18 protein-coding genes and 1 pseudogene are annotated in these 20,368 nt (G+C 57.1%); all 19 read right to left on the reverse strand.

Annotation, left to right across the window (positions count from 1 at the left end; translation table 11 throughout):
- Positions 1 to 75: 75 nt before the first annotated feature.
- Positions 76 to 4,131 carry a PA14 domain-containing protein gene (locus M8010_RS18605; RefSeq protein WP_250094216.1) on the reverse strand — a complete coding sequence of 1,352 codons (4,056 nt, stop codon included), beginning with the start codon at positions 4,129 to 4,131 and terminating at the stop codon, positions 76 to 78.
- Between the two features lie 63 nt (positions 4,132 to 4,194).
- Positions 4,195 to 5,019: pseudogene (locus M8010_RS20165) on the reverse strand (LamG-like jellyroll fold domain-containing protein); the annotation flags it as partial.
- Positions 5,016 to 5,426, reverse strand: a complete 411-nt coding sequence (locus tag M8010_RS18610) for a hypothetical protein (RefSeq protein ID WP_250094217.1) — start codon at positions 5,424 to 5,426, stop codon at positions 5,016 to 5,018. The pseudogene M8010_RS20165 and the gene M8010_RS18610, both read right to left, overlap by 4 nt.
- On the reverse strand, positions 5,416 to 6,192 hold the full coding sequence (locus M8010_RS18615) for a PulJ/GspJ family protein (protein WP_250094218.1): 777 nt from the start codon (positions 6,190 to 6,192) through the stop codon (positions 5,416 to 5,418). Before M8010_RS18615 ends, M8010_RS18610 begins: the two co-directional genes overlap by 11 nt.
- Positions 6,192 to 6,713 carry a type IV pilus modification PilV family protein gene (locus M8010_RS18620; RefSeq protein WP_250094219.1) on the reverse strand — a complete coding sequence of 174 codons (522 nt, stop codon included), beginning with the start codon at positions 6,711 to 6,713 and terminating at the stop codon, positions 6,192 to 6,194. Before M8010_RS18620 ends, M8010_RS18615 begins: the two co-directional genes overlap by 1 nt.
- Complete coding sequence (locus tag M8010_RS18625; protein ID WP_250094220.1) at positions 6,710 to 7,189, reverse strand: type II secretion system protein; 480 nt, start codon at positions 7,187 to 7,189, stop codon at positions 6,710 to 6,712. The genes M8010_RS18620 and M8010_RS18625 overlap by 4 nt, the downstream gene beginning before the upstream one ends.
- Positions 7,190 to 7,266: 77 nt before the next feature.
- On the reverse strand, positions 7,267 to 7,752 hold the full coding sequence (locus tag M8010_RS19990) for a type II secretion system protein (RefSeq protein WP_284048204.1): 486 nt from the start codon (positions 7,750 to 7,752) through the stop codon (positions 7,267 to 7,269).
- A gap of 38 nt (positions 7,753 to 7,790) precedes the next feature.
- A complete protein-coding gene (locus M8010_RS19995) occupies positions 7,791 to 8,336 on the reverse strand; it encodes a prepilin-type N-terminal cleavage/methylation domain-containing protein (protein ID WP_284048205.1) in 546 nt (181 codons plus the stop codon).
- Positions 8,337 to 8,388: 52 nt separating this feature from the next.
- Positions 8,389 to 8,952, reverse strand: a complete 564-nt coding sequence (locus M8010_RS18640; protein ID WP_250094221.1) for a hypothetical protein — start codon at positions 8,950 to 8,952, stop codon at positions 8,389 to 8,391.
- A complete protein-coding gene (locus M8010_RS18645; RefSeq protein WP_250094222.1) occupies positions 8,953 to 10,182 on the reverse strand; it encodes a type II secretion system F family protein in 1,230 nt (409 codons plus the stop codon).
- A complete protein-coding gene (locus M8010_RS18650; protein ID WP_250094223.1) occupies positions 10,182 to 11,939 on the reverse strand; it encodes a GspE/PulE family protein in 1,758 nt (585 codons plus the stop codon). The genes M8010_RS18645 and M8010_RS18650 overlap by 1 nt, the downstream gene beginning before the upstream one ends.
- A 3-nt stretch (positions 11,940 to 11,942) precedes the next feature.
- Complete coding sequence (locus M8010_RS18655) at positions 11,943 to 13,034, reverse strand: tetratricopeptide repeat protein (protein WP_250094224.1); 1,092 nt, start codon at positions 13,032 to 13,034, stop codon at positions 11,943 to 11,945.
- Entirely contained in the window at positions 13,031 to 13,870 is an 840-nt protein-coding gene (locus tag M8010_RS18660) for an ExeA family protein (RefSeq protein WP_250094225.1), read from the reverse strand. The genes M8010_RS18655 and M8010_RS18660 overlap by 4 nt, the downstream gene beginning before the upstream one ends.
- Position 13,871: 1 nt before the next feature.
- The gene (gene mshL, locus M8010_RS18665) at positions 13,872 to 15,602 is read right to left on the reverse strand and encodes a pilus (MSHA type) biogenesis protein MshL (protein WP_250094226.1); all 1,731 of its coding nucleotides are present in this window, start codon (positions 15,600 to 15,602) and stop codon (positions 13,872 to 13,874) included.
- Positions 15,599 to 15,913: a hypothetical protein gene (locus tag M8010_RS18670; RefSeq protein ID WP_250094227.1), complete on the reverse strand. Its 315-nt coding sequence runs from the start codon at positions 15,911 to 15,913 to the stop codon at positions 15,599 to 15,601. Before M8010_RS18670 ends, mshL begins: the two co-directional genes overlap by 4 nt.
- 1 nt (position 15,914) lies before the next feature.
- A complete protein-coding gene (locus M8010_RS18675; RefSeq protein ID WP_250094228.1) occupies positions 15,915 to 16,625 on the reverse strand; it encodes a type II secretion system protein M in 711 nt (236 codons plus the stop codon).
- Positions 16,622 to 18,136: a PilN domain-containing protein gene (locus M8010_RS20060; protein WP_250094229.1), complete on the reverse strand. Its 1,515-nt coding sequence runs from the start codon at positions 18,134 to 18,136 to the stop codon at positions 16,622 to 16,624. The genes M8010_RS18675 and M8010_RS20060 overlap by 4 nt, the downstream gene beginning before the upstream one ends.
- A gap of 198 nt (positions 18,137 to 18,334) precedes the next feature.
- On the reverse strand, positions 18,335 to 18,862 hold the full coding sequence (gene ssb / locus M8010_RS18685; RefSeq protein ID WP_284048206.1) for a single-stranded DNA-binding protein: 528 nt from the start codon (positions 18,860 to 18,862) through the stop codon (positions 18,335 to 18,337).
- A 58-nt stretch (positions 18,863 to 18,920) separates the two neighbouring features.
- Positions 18,921 to 20,291, reverse strand: a complete 1,371-nt coding sequence (locus M8010_RS18690) for an MFS transporter (RefSeq protein WP_250094230.1) — start codon at positions 20,289 to 20,291, stop codon at positions 18,921 to 18,923.
- Between the last annotated feature and the right edge of the window lie 77 nt (positions 20,292 to 20,368).

Raw genomic sequence — 20,368 nt, forward strand, 5'->3', positions numbered from 1 at the left:
ATCAGCGCGCCACCGGGGTTCGTTGAGTTTGGGGGCAGATGAAATATTCATCTGCCCCTTTTTTGTGCTCCTTATTCACTCGCTCACTTCACGCCAGTAGATGATGCGGTCGTGGCCTCGGTAGACGCCGAAGGTGGCAAGGGCTGAAGGATTCTCAAGCACTCCGTTTTCACTCCAATCACTTTGCAGCCATATAGGCATCTCCCAAACAATCCGCTCCTCACCGCGGTTGCCTTTTGGTTCGAGAGTGAGGGGCTGACCAATCCCGCTATCAAAGATGCCTTCATCTCCTTCGTCCGCCAGGTCATGGAATGTCTGGTCATTGGCCAGTGGGGAAGGAACGGTTTTGTTCCAGGGTGTGCAGGAATCCGTCGAGTTCAGCGTGAAACGATTACCGTCCCAGTAGGTCACCCGGAATGGCATTGAGAGTGAGTCAGCTGTTTCCGGCCCATAGACATTGCTCATTTCCAGGCGTCCGTAACGGATGTCTCCCGCCGCCGCTGGCTGAAAATTCAACAAAGGATCTGAAGCAGGCAACGCTGAAATACCATCGTCATCCACTACAGAATCAATCTCAAAAGCCAAGACCGGAAAAAACGGCTCGGTTCGGGAGTTAACAGACTTGATCATCTCAAAACGTTCAGCATCGCTGTAGCGATAGAAAATTGCCTGCTCTGTCATGTCGGAGCTCAGAACCCCGGGCGCAGAGTCGTAGTCAACTTCGACGAAGTCGCTGTCGTCAACCAACCGCCTTACCTGATCTCGCTCCGGATCCGTGCGGGAAATCCCCGAAACCGTCAGTTTGTTGAACGCCCCAATCAGATAATTGCCCGTCGTGGATGTACCATCGGCTGCAAGAGGCGTAATTCTGACCTCTGGCTCCATCAACCAGTCGAAAGTCTGCCCCGTGTACGTGAAACCTGGCGTACCGGTACATGCAGCCCCAAGCCCACCCGCGTCACTCAACGATACGCCGAAGCTGGCGGGGGTAAACCGGCCAACGGGAGCGCTGTTGGTACCTGGCAGGGTTTCGCCAAAGTAGGGGCTGCCAGGCGTCATGGCGAAATCAAAAACGCCTACTTCAGAGACTGACTGATTGAACTGGGCAGCACCCTCATCCGAGGGAAGAATATCTGCGTTTTCCGTCAGCATTTCACCCACATCACCGGAAGCAGGCGCCAATAGCTGGCTGGTAATTTCAAGGCCAGAGTGGGCAAAGTTCGGCGTAACCGGGTTGCCGCAGAATTCCGCATTGGTTTCTCCGTCCTCCGTCCAGTTCACCGCGGCCAGCCGCATGGCGAATACCTCTCCAGCCGCCGCGCCAACAGAACACTCCGCGTCCACAGTGGCGCATTGCAGCAGCGAACTGACAGGTTCCAGGCAGAACCCGGCAGGGACAACCGTGAAAAGCCCGCTGCTGCCGGCGATGAACTCACCGGTCGGCGTACCCTGATCATCCACTAGCGGAGCCCGGGCAAACAGGCTGATTCGACCCGCATCAGGATAGCGGAGGGATAACGGCGCACTACTGGTACTTTCATCGCCAAAGTCCATGTTCACTGTACTTGCATTCCCGGTGTTACCGGCGCTGTTGCTGGCTACGTTGCTGCCGTTAACTTCAAGGGCATTATCCAGAGCGCAACTGCCGGGGCTTTCACAAACGGACCCAACGGTGACGGACTGCTCCCCCACCAGAAAGGCCTCGCAAGCTCCCGTCTTATCGTTCTCACGAACAGCGGTCAGCCTTAAATCCTGAGCACCGGGCGCTGCGCTCGAGGGCCGGCCGGAAACCTGGGTGGGAATCGGCTGGGCGAAGTCACTGGCACGATGGAATATAAATCCGGCTTCCTGAAAAACAATATCCGGATCGGCAGAAGGCAGCTCAGACACATCACCGTCGGTTATACCCAGATTAACGGTGGCGGCCTGGGTGTGCCTCAGCCCGAAGGTAACAACGCCGCCATCGGCCGGCGTAAACTGATAACTGGCCTGGCCGGAATCCCCGGGAACGATTGACAGGCTGCCGGTTGACGAGCCTGCGTCCTGCCAGAAACCATCCCCAGTGCTGGTCGATAGCTGTACCTGCCCGTCGAAATCCGTCAGTAGATCACCTGCTGTGTCTCTTGCTTCGAAAGACACCAGGGACGGCTGACAGGTTACGCCAAGACCCCCGTGGGATATCCTGAAGTGGTCGAGCACTTTTCCGGTATCAGGACAACTGAAGAATGCGGACTCCGGCACTACCTCAAAACCGCCAGGGCCAGGCCTGTTCCAGCGTAACTGGGCAACAGCACCACCCTGGTTTTCGTACATCTCCATCCGGAAGCTGTAACTTCTACCCTCTTCCAGATAAACGGTGCCAGAGTCATGGTTCGTCGGTGACTGATCACGCCACTCATTGATCATTGGTGCCGACAAATCGTTGACATAGAGTCGCACCCCATCGTCAGTCCGGGTACGGAAAACGTAATTGCCCGTTTCAGGTGGCACGATAAATCCAGTCCATCGAACCGAGAAGCGGTCAGCGTTGATCGTTCCTGGCACTGGGCTACCCGATCCCCAATCGAACAGAATCTGGTCAGAAAGGCCGGTCAGTTCAGGCGCCCCCGCAAGGTTTCGGTTATTCCAGTATTCCGTTATCAGGCCATCTCCGGCTGCGGCGAACTCGAATTCCGAAGGATTTGGGTCAATCACGGAACCGCCTACGTCCTGAACATCGGCAACATTGACCCGGTAGGTACTTTCTCGATCCAGATCACTGTCCAACTGAAGCACAACGCTGTAACCATTCGCCCCGGCGTTTGCATCAATAACGTTGAACGTTTCCCCACCTGCAACGCTTTCTACACTGTAAAAGCTGGTATTCTCGAGTGAACTTTGCAGCAAAGGCCTGGACCGGTCTGACTGGGTAAACGTCAGCTCCACCAGATCCGAACTGCCACAGATGGCGGAAGCCGATTCAAGAACGGGTGACGCCACTGGCAGACAACCAAACAGAAACTCCTCCGGAATAATTTCTTCCGTGCCATCCGGCCGTCGCCATCTCAAGCGGGCCTCTGCCTGACCACCGTTCTCGTAATACTGCATACGAATTCCATAGCGTTGACCCGCCTGCAGCGTAATCGTCTCACTCGACTCGTCAACGGCACGGTCATTCCAGTCATCAATGAGTGGGTCATCCAGATTGTCGACCCAAAGCCGAACCCCGTCATCGGTTCGCGCAATGAATTCATAGTTGCCGGTTTCCGGCACCTCAATGGTTCCCTGCCACTGGACCGCAAACTGATTGTCATTAATCGCTGGGTCTGGTGAACCATTCCCCCAATTAAAATTGATGGTCGGGTCCAGTCTGGTGAGATCAGGCGTTTCGGGAAATGGATCCGCGCTGTCATAGTTGTTGTAGAAGGTCGCTTCCAGACCGTTCTGGAAACACTCGCAACGCACAACATCCGACCATTGCTCACCGGCGGCAACCTGGCCAACCTGAACGCTCGCGTCACCGGAGATATTTTCACTGCGAAGACCAAGTTCAGTAACCTCGCTGACCTTCGACGCCGGGTTGGACAAAATATTCGCTGACGCGGTTGGCGGCGGTGAATCCGTGCATTGCGGGTTCACCCACAGCCGTCCCTGCTCATAATAATCCTGACTGTTCTTGGAAAATCTGGCGACCAGCAAATAGGTTTGTCCGGGCTCAAATTCTGTCGAATAGTTTGCATCCCGATCCAGGCGAATGAAGAAATCGCGGGCGCCACCACCGCCTTCGTTGACTTTGATACCGAACTGGGGCGAATCACCAAAATCGGGATTTTGCAGCCAGAACACCAGAAAATCGTTGTTGCCCGGTGTGCCTTGGAACCGCACAAGCATGCTCAGGTAGGTATCGTCGCCGTCGAAACTTCCGGAAAGGGGTCGCGTGGCAATGCGGTTATTGTTACCGGTGATTTCCAGGGTCGTATCAGAGCGGATGCTCAGCCCGTTGGACGCAAGGAATTCCAGGCGGTTAGCACTGGTATCAATAATGGACTGACCACCCGCGCCATCCCATGAGCCACCCCAGTTGGAGCCGCCGTCATTGCCGTCGATAGATGTGCCTGGCGGGTAGGATTCGAAGTTGTCGAAAACAGGCAAACCGGCACCCGTTGGCACATCACACGCGCGAGTTTGGTTTAATAGACCTTGTAACTCGTTGTCATTCAGAGCCTCATTATGAGTCCGCAGTTCATCAATAATGCCGGAGAAAAAGTTTACAGGCGCTGCGTTTTCTCCAAACCGCTCCCCACCAATAATCACGGGGCCATCAAATGATTTATCAGAATAACGAGCAGCATTTGGCCCCCCTCCGTCTCTGAAAAACTTATCGAACTGTTGCTGATTACTCTGCAGGAGATTCCCGTTCGCATCGAAAACATAGGCACTCGTTCTTAACTGACCACTGCCACCAACAGGCTCGGCAGTAACTCCAAAGAAATACCAGACATCTTGCGATAAAGTCTGGTTAACGGTGATAACCCTTTCACTGCCATAAAGATCCCAAAAAGTTGCCTGCAACCTATTGCTCTCGAGCGAAACTTGATACTCCTGAGAAGGATTGCCCTGGCCTTTGTGAATAATGGTTAGATTTCCCGAATCATCAGACTGAATCCAGCCGGATATCGTCATTTTCTGTGTCTGTGCCAAGGGAGATAGGGCTGCTTCGTCAGGTACTTCCACGAAATGCTGAGCATCAACATAAGCGTTGTTCTGGTCCGGATCGTTAAAGCCTTGACCTCGAAAACGACCACCCCGACATACCCTGGCAGGTACGGTGTTTGGGAAGGAGTTGTCACTGGCTGCGGTTCGAGCCCGGCCACTAAACCCTCCTACGCTGTCGACTACCTCACCGGCAGAGCCGTCCCAGCCTTGCTCGTCCATACGCCACTCGGAAACGATGTCCGCAGCGGCAGAGCCGCAAGACAGAAGCCAAGCGCTTAGCGCTAACCAGCCAAAACGCTTAGAAGCTCTTTTCAGAACTATCATCGTACTCTTACCTCAACTACGCGCGTCGCCAGATCGGCGCCACTACCACACTGCCCCGTGCTGGCAATCGAAAAAACCGTATCACCGCCGGGGCCGCGGATATTGGCGGTGACCGAGTTGCAGCTCAATGAGGCGCTGCACCCATCAAGCGCTGATGAAGTAAAGCTGATTGAGCCCTCTACGGCACTGCAGTTTTCACCCTCCAGCACGTTACGGACTGCCACCTGCGCCCCACTCTCCGCCGCAAAAAACGCCCGCTGCGACTGGATCTGCAGGCTCACCGCCTGACCGCTGCTTTCCTGGAGCTGCGCCATGCCGACAACAAGCAGCGCCAGCACGGTGATGATGAACAGGGCGATCGGTAAGCCTGCGCCCTTTTGTTGCCGGAAAGAGGGTCTAGGGTACATTACGAATCTGTACCTCCTGACTGACGGTCGTGGTTTCATCGCCCTGGGGGTCTTTCAGGGTAAAGGTGAACTGCACCACCGCCGCCCGTTGGAGCGAAGGCGGGATGTACTGCAAATCCACATTGCCGGTCAGATTGGCGGCGAGTACTTCCGGGGTAACCGAAGGTGGGGTCGGCTGGCTGGTATCAGGTGCATAACCACTGTACCGGTACAGGAAACGTCCGTTCTGGCAGAGACTGACCGGCTGACCGACAACGAACAGGCGTCGCTCCGGTGAACGCTCACGGAACCGGTGGCCTTCACTCAGGGTGATCACCGCCGGGGAGGCGCTATTGTCTATCTCACTGATGGGCGGTGACACCGGACCCGGATCGGAACTGCCATACAGGGAGTCGGTGGAGGTTCCGTATCCGTAGACAATGGCCCGCGTTGTATCCGTGGGCGGCACACTGCTGAACGGAGCCACCTCGATCTCATCCGCACCCGCGCCTCGAGGCAGGCGGGTATACGCGGTACCGGCTTCAGTTGGAAGCCACTCAAGACAGCCCCCATCGGCACGAATGGAAAGGGGAAAAGCCTCTCGCAGTTCGCGAGTAATCTGTTCACTGATCACCACACCCTGCAGCGCGCGCTGTTGCCGGGCGCTGACATCCAGGGCACCGCGGGTAGAGAGCGTAACGAACTGGACAGAAATGGTAGCGACTATGCCTAGCAACACAATCACCATGACCAGTTCAACCAGTGTAAACCCCGCTGCCCTACGCATCAGAAATTCGCCCTGTAAGCGGTGAACAGATAGTCCTGACTGGATGGGTCGGTAATGGTTATGTCGATACGCTTGGCTTCGTCGTCAGACAGGTCCACCTCCCCGCCCGCACAGGTGACTGTCACGGACACGGTGAAACTGGAATAGGCCGGACCGAGGGACTCACCATCGGCATTTTCCGGAGACGCATTGTTGATGGCGTTATAGTCGTCCACATCGTCGTAGTCTTTGCGGTCACTCTCTTCGGTATCGATGGAGCAGCCATCGCGTTTCGGCCGGCCACCCGGCGGCGTGTCATCATCGTATTTCCGGGAGAGGATTTCATCCATGTAAAGCTGCGCCAACGCCACGGCGCGGGTCTGGCTGAGGGGATCGGCACTACGCCCCGCGATCAGTGAAAAAGCGCCCACCACGCCGGCAATGGCCACGCTGATGATGACAATGGTGATCACCAGTTCCACCAGAGTTGCGCCAGCAGTCTTGTTAATAACTGACAGGGTTTCCGGGCGCCTGGACCTCATTGGCAGGTTCCCGTGTAAACGGCACCGAGCGAACTCAGGCACAGGTCAAACTGGCTCTCGCCGGAGAGCCGGAAATCAATGCTTTCCCTGGCAACCGGGCCACTCACCCGGCCCATCGGACTAAACGTGACGTTAAAGCCCGAGGCGGGAACGTTGGTATAACTGCCACCCGCGAGACGGTAGGACAGGGTCGCCCCCTCCCGGGTAATCTCAAACTGGTTAATACCGGCATCAAAAACCAGCCGATCGCCGGTCTGGCTGATGGTCAGTGTATTTGAGGGATTGCCCGCCAGTGCAGCCTGTTGCACAAGCAGCGTGGCGGAGGCAAGTTGCTGGGTAGCCAGCAAAGGAGAGAAGGCAGAACGGCCGGCAAACAGGCCAATACCCAGAACGGAGAGAACCCCAATCAGGATGATGACCATGACCAGCTCAACAAGGGTGAACCCCGATGAACTCGGGGCGTTCTTTATTGTCATGCCCCTCTCCCGGATTCCCACAGCCCCCCAAAACGTAAAACAAGGTCGGATTATGCTTCGCTAATCCTACCCAACTGTTACGGCGTTGTGCCACAGGTGGTATCAGCGCTCATCGTAGTCACCTCACCTACCGAAGATGGAGTGTTTGAATCAGATGCTGCCGTAAAGGTAAAACATGGCTTTTCAGCTTCGTTAGCAATAGCGACATAGGCTCCATCGGTACCTATTTCATAGTCTTCTAATTGAGCGGCTTCTCTGATCGAGTCCACATCTGCCGCGAGGTAGCCATAGGCTAAACTTATTTCCTTACCCTCAAGCTTTACAGTCTCACTCTCAGTCGGAGCTGCATTCTTACCCTCGGCCAAGGCCTTGGCATGAACAATACCCATAGCAGATTTCAGACTGCCTCGAGCCCCCTCGATCGAAGCTACCTCTGCATCTCCACTCAAATCCGCAAACCTTGGCAACGCAAACGCCGCCAGAATCCCCAAAATCACAATCACCATCACCAGTTCGATCAGGGTAAAACCTTTCTCTTTCCTATTCGGAATCATGTTTCTCATGTTCGGTCTCCGTTCGGTTAATTACCTTGGTATCTAACTTAATCCACATTTACATTTACGGTAGCAACTTCGCCTGTGCTGGCATCATAAGTGATCTGTTTTGCATCAGTGCCAGTCAGCCCATCAAGCTGATAGGTGAACGTACATACTGACCCCCCACCTGTTGCTACATAATCAGAAGATGTGCCGGTGACAGTCGGCGCGTTCGACTGTAGAACACCACTCCAAACCTGCTGGCAACGATTGTCATCCATAGCAGCGGTACCGTCAGCCTCGCCGTCATAGCCTCCTGTATAAGCTACTGCCCAACCACGACTGGAAACGTTCAACTCCCCGTCACCAAATCCCGCCAGAGCAGTCGTGGACGAAGTTAATCCATTGGTCACCCACTGAGCTTTTGCCAAAGCCACACCAGCCGCCAACGCTCCAGATGTTGCCTTTACACTAGACCGATGCGCTTCTTCCGAAAGCTGCGCAAACCTCGGCAATGCAAAGGCGGCCAGAATAGCCAGGATGGCAATAACCACCACCAGTTCAATCAGGGTAAAACCCTTCTGTTTATGTTTTCCGTTTAAATACTTCATCGGTCCGCCTCATTCGTCGTTGCAAGTGTGATTATCGTAAGCCCCATCTTTTTCATGGCGCTGCTTCCCTGTCCAGTGGCACCGATTGGAGTTTCAAACCGGTCAACCTTTCCGTCTGCTCCCGGATACCGTTTCGGTTCCGGTCTGCAAATTCTGCTTCAACTCTCCAGGCCAGGGGCTCCTCCGCACTTGCTTGCCGTCCATTTATGGTTATCGGCTGCCGTGGGTTATAAATTAACCACCCCTCACCCAGATTTGCTGTTTCTTTTTGTGTCTGCCCCCGGAAACACCAGAAGCCGGGGTCAGGGACACTGCCCTCACATTCGCCGGCGTAGGAACCCCACTGATGCTCAATCAGCTCAAAGGGGTTGATGCCTTCCTCGTCTTCCAGGCTGGCATGCCGGTCCAGCATGACTTCCGCACCCTTGATCACCAGCGCGGAGCGCAGCTGGCTGAGCACCATATTCACTGACTGATTTTCGGCCCGCTCCGTTTGCCGTTCCAGAACCCCCAGCAAAAACCACCAGAGGACAAACAAAATACAGATAGCCACCAGAAACCTCAGCCGGCGGGCATTGGCCATTGCCGTTGCCGCCGAGAACCGATGGTTGGCCATTCAGCCGCGCCCCATGGCGGCGGCTCCCAGGTCCCATATGGGCAGGAACACGCCCAGTGCCAGTATCAGTACCAGGATGCCCATGGCCACGATCAGTATTGGTTCGATGGATTCCGCCAGCCGCTTGAGGCCGTAATCCACGTCTTCGTCGTAAAAGTCAGCCACGTTCACCAGCATGTCGTCTACAGAACCGGTTTCCTCACCCACCGCGATCATCTGTAAAATGAGGGGCGTGAACATATCGCTCTGCCGTGCAGTACGCAACAGGCTTTCACCCCGTTCGATACCGGCGCGCATCTCTTTGATGTGTTTGGCTATCCAGGCGTTGTCGGTGGCATCAGCGACCGCCGTCAGTGCGGTGGTGACGGGCATGCCCGCCGCCAGCATGCTGGCGAAGTTACGGGCAAACCGGCTCAGGGTGATCAGCTCCAACAGGGGGCCGATAATGGGCATTTTCAGTTTGTAGCGATCCCAGGTCAGCCGCCCTTGCTCGGTCTGCTTCCACTGGCGCAGCAACAGCGCGCTCGCGGCAATCGCAAACAACACTATGTACCAGTAACCCAACAGGAAGTTGGAGGTGCCTACCAGCACCTGGGTCAGGAATGGCAGATCGGCCCCCAGCTTGTCGAATACCGATGCAAACTTCGGGATCACCAGGAAGTTCACCACCATCAGGGCGGCAAACAGGGCAATCACCACGAACATGGGATAGCGCATGGCCTGTTTGAGGCGCCTTTTGGTGTCCCGCTCCAGTTCCAGGATGTCAGACAGGCGCTTGAAGGCACCGTCCAACTCGCCGGTATTCTCGCCTACGTGGATCATCGCGATAAACAGGTCGGAAAATACCTTGGGGTGCGCCTGCATGGCCGCCGCCATGGTGGAGCCGCCTTCCAGCCGCGTAGTGACATCATCCAGCACTTCGCCCAGCTCCGGCGAGCGGGTGGTGTCCGCCAGGCCGCGCATGGTCCGGATCAATGGAATGCCGGCTTTGGTCAACGCGTACATCTGGCGGCAGAAAACAATCAGCTCGTCCAGAGTGATTTTCTTGCGGAAAACCGGCAGCTTGTTCAGCCGGTCAACCACAGATTCGGTTTGCTCCTGCTCGCGAATGGACAAAGGCGTGATGCCCCGGCGCATGAGTTCCGATGCGGCCGCTTCCGGATTCGGTGCGGCCAGCGCGCCTTGTTGCACAGCCCCTCGGCTGTCCTTACCCCGGTAACTGAACTGCATCAGACACTGCCCTCACGCGAAAGTACAGGCACATCTTCCAGCGACACTTCACCCTCAGACGTGGCCGCTACCCTGGCCACCTCTTCCAGCGACGTAATGCCCTGCAGGGCGAAATCCATCGCACACTGGCCAAGCGGCCGATACAGGTGGCTCTTGCGGGCTTCCCGGGTAAACCCTGAAATGTCCCGACGCCTCAGGGCATCCAGCATGCCTTCGTTCATTTCAAGCATTTCGTACACGCCGAGCCGGCCGACGTACCCGCTGTTACCGCACTGATAGCAACCGCGGCCATGTACAAAGCCGGCTTCCAGGTCCAGCGGGTCAAGGTCGAACTGCTCCAGCCAGATCTTCTCCTGGCTGGTGGGCTCATAGCCCTCACGGCAGTTATCGCACACCTTGCGCACCAGGCGCTGGGCCACAACGCCCAGCAGGGAGCTGGCCACCAGGAAGGGTTCGACGCCCATATCGATCAGGCGCATGGCGCTGCTGATGGAGTCGTTGGTGTGCAAGGTAGAGAGCACCAGGTGGCCGGTCATGGCCGCCCGCAGGCCGATTTCAGCAGTTTCGTGGTCGCGCATCTCGCCCACCAGGATGATATCCGGGTCCTGGCGGAGAGCGGACCGCAACACACTGGCGAATTCCAGGCCGATTTTCGGGTTTACCTGAACCTGGGTGATACGTGGCAAACGGTATTCCACCGGGTCTTCCGCGGTAATGATCTTTACTTCCGGGCGGTTCAGTTCGGTCAGCGCACCATAAAGGGTTGTGGTTTTACCGCTGCCAGTGGGTCCCGTGACCAGAATCATGCCGTGGGGCTTCTTGATCATGCGCCGGAAGTTTTCCAGCAGCCTTGGCGGCATACCGGTAACGTCCAGGTTCAGCATGCCCTGGCTTTGGTCCAGCAAACGCATCACCACCGACTCTCCATACTGAACCGGCATGGTGGATACCCGCACATCGATGCTGCGCCCTTTGACACGGACGTTGAAGCGGCCATCCTGAGGGATGCGTTTCTCGGAAATGTTCAGGCCGGCCATCAGTTTCAGGCGGAGCACCAGGGCGGAGTTCACCCGTTTCTCCTTCATGACCTGTTCCTGCAACACGCCGTCTACCCGCTGGCGAATCCGCACCACGGTTTCGTCAGGCTCGATATGGATATCGGAGCTACGGGCCTGCACCGCATCCTCGAACAGGGTTTGCAGCAGCTTGACCACCGGGGCTTCGGCGCTTTCGGATTCGGCACTGAGGTCGGCCAGGTCAAAGGCATCATCGCCTAGCTCATCTTCCAGTTCCTCCGCCAGCGATGCAATTTCGTCGGTGCGGCGATAGACCAGATCTAATGTGTTCAGTAGTTCGCTTTCCCGCACAACCGCCTGCTTGATGGGCTGTTTGAGCACCCGCACCAGTTCATCGTAGGCGAAGATATCCAGCGGGTCGGCCATGCCTACCAGCAATTCCCCGCTCTGTTCCGCCAGCACAATACTGCGGAAGCGGCGGGCCATGGCTTCCGGCAGTTTCTTGACCAGGTCGTTATTGAACTGGTAGTGCCTCAGCTGAACAAAAGGCACATCCAGCTGCCGTGAGAGGATGTTGAGAAGGTTGTCCTCTTCCACGTAGCCCAGGTCGATCAGGGTGCGGCCCAGCTTCCGCCCGGTGTTCTTCTGCTCACGCAGAGCGGTCATCAGCTGTTGTTCAGTGATGACGTCGTTCTGGACCAGCAGGTCACCTATGCGGATTTTTTTCTTTGCTTCAGCCATGAATCATCCTGCTCGTAACGCCTGCAGCCGTTGCTGCACGTAGTCTGCCAGTGAACGGGGCAAGCCCGGCAGATCGGCTGCCTGCCGGTAAGCCCGTGCAGCGCCGGCCTGCTCACCCTGAGCTTCCAGCGCAATCGCCAGCCCCACCCACCAGGGGCCCTGGCTGTCATCCCAGGCAATCAATTCCGCCCAGTGACGGGCGGCTTCGGTATTGTCTCCCTGCTGCTGCAGCAGGGTCGCCAATGTAACCCGGTATTCCGCGTGGCCTTCCACCGGCGGCACGTTTGCGCTGAGTGTATCCACTGCGTCAGCCAAATCGTTGTTGGCGTGCTGCGCCCTGGCTCTCAATAGCCGCAACCGCGGGTGCCCGGCCGTGACTTCTTCTGGCAGCCAGCCAAGGGCCTGATTCTGTTTTCCATCCACCAGAAGCGCCCTGGCCACCACATAGCGGCTGCGAGGCGCTTGTTGTTTCTGCGTTAACGCCGCAAGGCCACGCTCTGCGTCGGTGGTATTGCCGTCGGCCACCAGCCGTTCCAGCTGCCTCGCGGTGCTGCGATCCGTCGCGGCCGGAGTCTCCGGAACCTGTTTGACGCCGGCGGTGGAGACCTCTTCAGGCTGTGCTTCTTCAACTTCTGCGGTTATCGGCTCCTGCTTGCCGGTCTTCTCCTCCACCGGAGAGGAAGTCACAACTGCCGGCTCGGGCTCGCTGACTTGAGGTTCGGCAATTTCCGGCTCCGGTGCCGGAGCCGGCTTCTTGATCGGTTCGGGCTCAGCCACTTCAGGCTGCGGAGCGGGTGTCAGCTCCTGTACAGGTTCATTCTCCGGTTTTTCATCAACAACAACCGCCACATCCCTTTGAACCGCCCGATCCGGCGTCGGCTCACTCTCCACCGTCATTGGCTGCGGTGATGTGTTATTGGCAAATACCCAGTAGCCACCCAAAACGGCGATAATCAGCGCCAGAACCACAACCACCATCAGCAGCATAGGCCGGCCGTTGCGGGGCTGATGCTGCCCACCCGCGTAGGCGCCCGGTGCCGCTGGCCGGCTCTGGCGTTGCTCTGCTGCTCTCAGGGCGTCGTTAAGCAGGCTCATAACCACCTCACCAGCAGGTTTGGCAGACGGGCGCTGTCGGTATCACGAATAGCCTGCATAACGTGGGAGCGCCCCACCTGCCTGTCGCCATGGCCCCACGCACAGAGCAGCGATTTGTGGGCAATGATGTTGACCAGCCGCGGAATGCCACCGGAGGAACGGGAGATCAGCCGCAGGGCGCCGGGCGCAAACAGATCGCCGCCGTTGTAACCAGCCTGTGCCAGGCGGTGCCTCAGGTACTGTGCCACGGACACCTTGTCCAAAGGTGCCAGGCGGTACTGAAAGGTGATTCGCTGGCGCAGCTGGCGCATGCTGTCCCGCTGCAGGAGTTCGTCCAGTTCCGGCTGGCCGAACAGCACTACCTGCAACAGGCGGGTACTTTCGGTTTCCAGGTTGGTGAGCAACCGCAGAGCCTCAATGGTTTCTGAGGGCATGGCCTGGGCTTCGTCGATCACCAACACCACGGGCCGTTGTTCCATCGCCAGTGCAATCAGGCGTTCGTTCAGGGCTTTGAGTATCTGGTGTGTGTTGACACAACGTGCCACGTCCACGCCCAGTTCCTCGGCCACTGCTTCGTAGAGGGTGTCCGGTGTCAGGTGCGGGTTGGGAATATACGCCGTGTAGGCATCCTGCTCCAGTTCGTTGAGCAACATGCGGCATAACAGTGTTTTGCCAGTGCCCACTTCTCCGGTAATTTTTATAAAGCCTTCGCGTTCACGCAACGCCACCAGCAGCAACTCCAGCGCATCGCTATGGCTACGGGCCCGGAGGAAATATCGGGTGTTGGGCGTCAATGCAAACGGTGCTTCCTGCAGTCCGAAATGGGATTCGTACATGCTAGCGTTCGGCTTTCTCCGGTTGGGGTTTCACAGACTCGGATGACTCCAGAAGCTCCCGTAAAACCTGCATGCGCTCGCGGCTGGATGACACATCAGCACTCATCTGCTCGCTACCGGCAACCACCGGGCGCAACAGGATAACCAGCTCACTTTTGCGGGACTCGAAACGGCGCTGTTTGAACAGTTCTCCCAGCAGGGGAATGTCACTGAAGAAGGGTACCGCCGAATTGTTGTCCTCACTGGTGTTCTGAATCAGCCCGCCAATCACCACAATCTGACCACTTTCAGCACGAATCACGCTGTCTGTTTCGCGAACAGTGCTCTGCGCAAGCGGCAGGGTCACATCCTGGTCGCCCACGGTGATAACTTTTTCCTGATCGTTCACTTCGCTGACCGAGGGGTGAACGTGCAGGGTAATAGCACCGTCTGCGGCAATCTGCGGGGTTACATCCAGAGAGATGCCCGAGAAAAACGGAGTCAGTTCCACCGACGTGGAAGTCCTGTCAGTGGCAGTGACTGCAGAATTGTTATCGTCAAAGTCGATATCAGTGACGAAAAACTCATCGGTACCCACTTTGATAACGGCTTTCTGGTTGTTCACAGTGGATATTCGCGGGCTTGACAGAATCTGCACGTTGCCCTGCTCTCCCAACAGTTCTATCAACCCGGTAAAGGTCCCCTCACGGAAGGTCGCAGAAAACAGCCCGCCGATATCAGAGGTTTGCACCGCCTGCCCAGCCAGCGATTGGGCGGTAAATTCCGCCGGCAAACCATCGCTCGCCGTAACTGAAGAGGCACTCTGAATGTCAGACCAGTTCACGCCCTGCTGGTAACCTTCATTCAGCCCAATCTCCAGAATTTTTGCCTCCAGAACAACCTGCCGCTGCATGATCAGCTGGGTCTGGCGGAGATACTCTTCCACATGCCTGAGGGAATCACCATCCGACCGGACCATCACCAGGCCGGCGCCGGCGTTGACGATCACCTGGTTGCCGTTGTCGCTGCCAATGATCATCTTCAGGGCGCGTTCAATGTCCTGCCAGAAGTCGGATTCGGTTTCCGTGGAAATCCGCGTACCTACCAGGTTAGCGGTACCGCCGTCATCCGAGCCATTCCGGCTTGACCCGGCCCCGGTTGAGTTGTCTCGTGAGCTACTGACCGACCCGGAACTGACACGGGTTTCGGAGCCGCCACTGCGCTTGAAGTGCAGATAATCAATCGGGAACAGCCGGGTCTGGGCACTGTCGGCCCTGACCTGAAACAGGCGGCCATTGCGCTGGATGTCCAGGCCATAGAGGTCACCGGCAATGTCCATTACTTCAGGAACAGTTACGTCTTTCAGGCGCAGGTCGATAGTTGCCTGAACGTCGGGGTGGATCACTACGTTGTACCGGCTCCCCTCCACCAATGCCTCGAAGAACGGCGCGGCAGCCAGCCCACGTGCATTCACATCAAAGCGGTCTTCGTCATCCGCGGCGCCAGACAACGAAGGCATCAGTGCAGCGCTGACATCCTCGGGCACATCCGCCGACATTTTTTCCGCTCTCGCTTTTCGACGCTGCTCGGCTTCGGCCTCGGCCATTGCTTCATCAATCGCAGTTGCGGCGTCTGTGGAGGTAGCCTGACTGGTGCGCATCAACGGATTATTGCTGCAGGCAGTCAGGAACATAGCCAGCAACAGGGTCAAAAAGGTTCGGTTCAGTGTCATAGCAGCTCGTTTGTCTGTCATTGCGAAGTCCGCACTTGCGGAAGGGGTTCAAGGCGTAACACGCGCACTCGTCCCTGATCGACCAGCTCTACCCGGTCCGGGTGAATCCGCTTGACGCGAACTCCCTCGACCATCTGCCCTTCCCTGCGGGCCTCGCCGTCGATCACCGCCACCTTGCGATCATTGCCAATAAATATCGACGCCAGCGTAAACTCTTTTTGCGCCACCTGAGCCTGCGGGGCAGCACCAAAGCCATCCGGGCGGGTCGGATCCTGCAGGGCCAGCGTATTCGAGGATGCCAAGGCTAACATTGTGATCAGCAGCAGTCTCATATCACACTCCCAGCCATGCGCGATCCAGGCTCAGGGTTCGAACCCTGATGCGGACTTCGTTCTCGGGATAGTCGCTGGAATCATACTCAAGCAGCACCCATCCAAGGCGCGCGTCCATGGCTTCGAGTGTCTCCAGATACGCCAGGACTTCCATGTAGCCACCACGCAGCACTATTTCCGCGTCGTGGGCAAACAGCAGCGGCTCTGCTGAGTTTTCCCTGCCATTCCCTGCACTATCTTTTGTATCACTTCCGCCACTGTCGGATTGCCTGTCAAACACCGGCACCGGAGCCAGCAGGTCTAACCCCAGAAGCTCGAGTTTATCCTGAGCAGCGAGCATATCCCGCAACAGCACAACCATGGCCCGGGGCGCAATCAATCGCCCCGTGGTTTCAGCGAGCTCATTATTCAGCCGCTCCAGCCTCTGCTGTCGGGCCGCAAGCTGGTTTCTCAACACCTGGGACGGATCGGATGCCAACTGTTCTGTCAGCTGCCTTTGCTGCTCCATTAATGATGAATGGGTGTCCGACAAAGACAACTGGCGGTACCGAAGCTGTTCGTTGCTCACAGTAACCGGGGCAACTGCGAGCTCCCAGCCTGCAAAAAAGACCACCACCAGGGCAGTTATGGTCAGCAATGCACGCTCACGGACCGGTCGTTCATTGAACCAGGCTGCTCCCTGGTCAAGCGGCTGACGGAGAGCCGACGTCATCGTGCACCCTCCCCATCGGCGTCTGTTGCAACCCGGAATTCGATCCAGCGCCCGTCTTCTTCCCGGTCAAGCCGGAAGCTGCCAAAAGTTTTACCGGTAAAGGCTGGCTCATCACCCAGTTGTTCAAGGTACACCGGGACAAGCCGTCCTGACTGCGCCTTGCCAGCCAGACCAATGGCACCGTTGCTGGCGTCAAGCCGGATATGGGTCAGCCAGAGCCCGTCAGGCACTTGGCGCGCCAGAGCCGATAGCGGCGATGAAAATCCCGTCGTCTCGGTGGCAATCAGGTTCTCCACCCGCTCCAGCAATCGCTGACGGCGAGCCAGTGTTGCGGTTACTCGCTCCAGTGCGGCTTCCACTTCGGGGTCCGGCTGAAGCGCTTCCACATCGCTTGTCAGTTGCTCGACGGAGCGCTGGAGCTGCTCATTCTGCTGCTGCAGGGCCATGGCCTCTGCTTCAAGCCGTGATTCCTGATAGCGGACAACACCGGCAGCTACAACAACCACAACCAGTGCAAGCACCAGAACGGACAGTGCCATCCCGGCCTGCAGCTTTTCCCTGCGAGGCCGCAGTTCATCGGTGTAGAGATTCACCTGCTGGATTGGCTCGTCGCCCTTGCCGCCCAATGTCAGACTGGCGCCCCAGGCGACGAGACAGCGGCTATCCAGAGGCTCATCGAGGCCGAAGGGCGCCCAGTCCAGGGTTTCAACACTGCCAGCCACGTACGAGGCCAGCATGGATGACAGTGGCAGGACGTTGTCGCGGGCCACCAATCTGATGACGGTCGGCGGCACCTGCCCCAACTGGCTTTCGTAGTAGTCCAGGGAACGCTGCATTTCCAGCGCCAGTGACTGCACCGCATTTTCCTGGCTTGATGCATCCCGCAGGTCATCGGACGTTACGTCCAGCCGGCGGGACAGGTAAAGCGTTTCGTCCTTGCAGACGATCATCTGCCCGAAACGCTCGCGCATGTGAACCAGGGCCGCTCCGCGGCGATCCGGATCAATGCGGGGCACCAGGTTGCGCAATGCCAGTTCGGCTATATCGATGGAGGCCAGTGTTAGCCCACAGTCCTCCACCAGCGCCATCAGTTCGCTGACCAGGGACTTGCGAGCGGCAACCACGTTCTCCAGGTTCCCGCGCCCACGGGAAGCATCCTCCGGGAAAGGAAACACATCGGATACGGCGTCGGAGGGGTTAAAATCCAGGAAATCCTTGAGTTTCCATTTCAAGGCGTCGCCCAGCTCAGACTCGTCAATGCCTTCCGGGCGTTCCAACTGGAACACCTGGTATTGTTCAAGCGGTAAAATGAGGGTGGTGTCTGCGCCAACCCAGCTGCGCTCATTGCAGAGAGTACCGAGAACGCTCTCCCGCTTTGCTGGTGAACAATCCGAAAAACCGGCCGCGCCTCCGGACTCCGCCCAGGCAATGCCGTCAGGCCGAACTTCCAGGTAGACACGTTGTCGGTTACCGGAACGTCGCAGAATTTTCGTTATAAAACTTTGGGCCACTCGCCAGCCTTAGTGGTTATAAAATGCGCAGATTTTACGTTGACGTGCATGATAGTTGAGAAAGTGAACGTAATTCTATGTTTTCTTGTTAAATTTGACCTATTTTTGCAACTCTTTAACACAAAAACCCCCGCTTGGCGGGGGCCTGGAATCAAACATCTGCTAAAGCGTTACAAATTGGTGCTCGTGTAACGAGTTTTAGAACGGAATATCGTCATCAAAATCGTCGACTGGCTCAGGCATGCTGCCCTGAGATGGCTGGCTGTATCCGCCGCCACCAGACTGTTGTCCCTGCTGACTTGCGGCAGCAGGTGCGGCATTACCCGCCTGTTGCGGACGGCCAGCAGGCGCTCCCTGGCTCGCGCCACCGCCTTCACCACCGCGGCTGTCGAGCATCTGCATCTGGCCATTGATGTCTACCACAACCTCGGTCGTGTAAACGTCCTGGCCTTCCTTGTTCTGCCATTTGCGCGTTTGCAGCTTGCCTTCAATGTAGACTTTCGAGCCCTTGCGCAAGTACTGGCCAGCAACCTCGGCAATCTTGCCGAACATCACGATCCGGTGCCATTCGGTTTTCGGCACAAGCTGGCCTGTTTGCCTGTCCTTGTAGCTCTCGTCTGTCGCAAGGTTCAGGTTTACCACCGCATTGCCATTGGGGGTATAGCGGGTATCCGGGTCCTGCCCCAGGTTCCCGATCAGAATAACCTTGTTTACGCCTCGTGCCATGATCTGCTCCTGACTCTGTTTTCAGGGATAGCCTGCTTTCCCTGCAGACCTCCGGTTTTCAAGAACTGCTACCCTGCCGGACAAATGCGAAGTCCGCAAGCGACAGTTCATCAAATTTCCGACGATCCACCTTCAGGTAGGCCGTTTCTGCCTCTTCCAGGATGACCACGTCCTGCACCCCGGGAAGCCTTCTCAGTGCATCGTCAATATCATCGAACTGGCTGTGTGCCACAGCATGCAACTGTACCACGAAACTGGCGGTATAACCCGGGCTCGGCATGGTCAGCGCCACTGCCAGCCAGAGTAGCAACACGATCACCATAAACCACAGCACCCCTTGCAGCCCGAGCTGCTCCAGAAGAAGCCCACCCAAGGCGCCGCCCAGAAACGCGCCGAAGAACTGGGATGTGGAATAAACCCCCATGGCCGTGCCTTTCGCCGCCGCAGGCGACTCCTTGCTCACCAGTGATGGCAAGCTGGCCTCCAGCAGGTTAAACGCCATAAAGAAGAAGAACAGCACGGCCCAGGCAACCGGCAGGCTAGTGGATACCCCATCGATGGCGGCGGTTGAAATGGCCAGCAAAGCAATGGCGCCACAAAGAACCGGTTTCATGCTGCGTTTTTTTTCGCCAATGATGATAAACGGCACCATGGCGAAGAAAGACGTGACCATGACCGTCAGGTAAAACCACCAATGGGACGATGAAGGCAGGCCCAGCTCATCCTGAAGCAACGTTGGGAATACCAGGAAGATGGCAGTCAGCACCAGGTGCAGGGCGAAAATACCGAAATCGAGCCGTAGCAGTCGTCTGTCCGAGATCACTTTGCCAAGCATCGCCCGTGCCGGATGGGTATCGGCGCTGGACTTATGCTCATGAGGCGTCGGCACCAGGCGATGGACAATCGCCATAGCCACCAGGGCCAGAGCTGCGGTGGTATAGAAGATACCGGACAGGCCGAATGCCGAACCCAGTAAAGGCCCTATTACCAAAGACACGGAAAAGGACAGGCCGATGGATATGCCCACAGTGGCCATGGCCTTGGTCCGCTCCTCCTCGCGGGTCAGGTCACTGAGCAGCGCCATCAGCACACTGGCAATAGCACCCGCTCCCTGAAGAATCCGACCTACGATTACAACGTATATGGAGTCGGTAGAAGCTGCCAGCAAGCTACCAGCAGCGAAGAGGACCAGTCCGATATAGATCATCCGCTTGCGGCCAACACGATCCGACAGCATACCGAACGGAATCTGCAGCAGTGCCTGGCTCAGGCCATAAGCGCCAATGGCGAGACCGATCAGGGCAGGAGTGGCACCTTTCAAGTCACTACCGAGAAGGACAAACACGGGCATGACCATGAAGAGCCCGAGCATTCTCATGGCATACACGGATGCCAGTGCTGCAACGGAGCGTCTTTCCAGTGAATTCATGGGGCGCCTGACCTGATAAGGGTTCCGGAAACATGGGTTCGGAAGGGGAGCCTGCCCTTCGCAAAATCGCTGCGCAT

It is taken from the genome of Marinobacter sp. ATCH36, assembly GCF_023555055.1.
In the GTDB taxonomy this organism is placed as follows: domain Bacteria; phylum Pseudomonadota; class Gammaproteobacteria; order Pseudomonadales; family Oleiphilaceae; genus Marinobacter.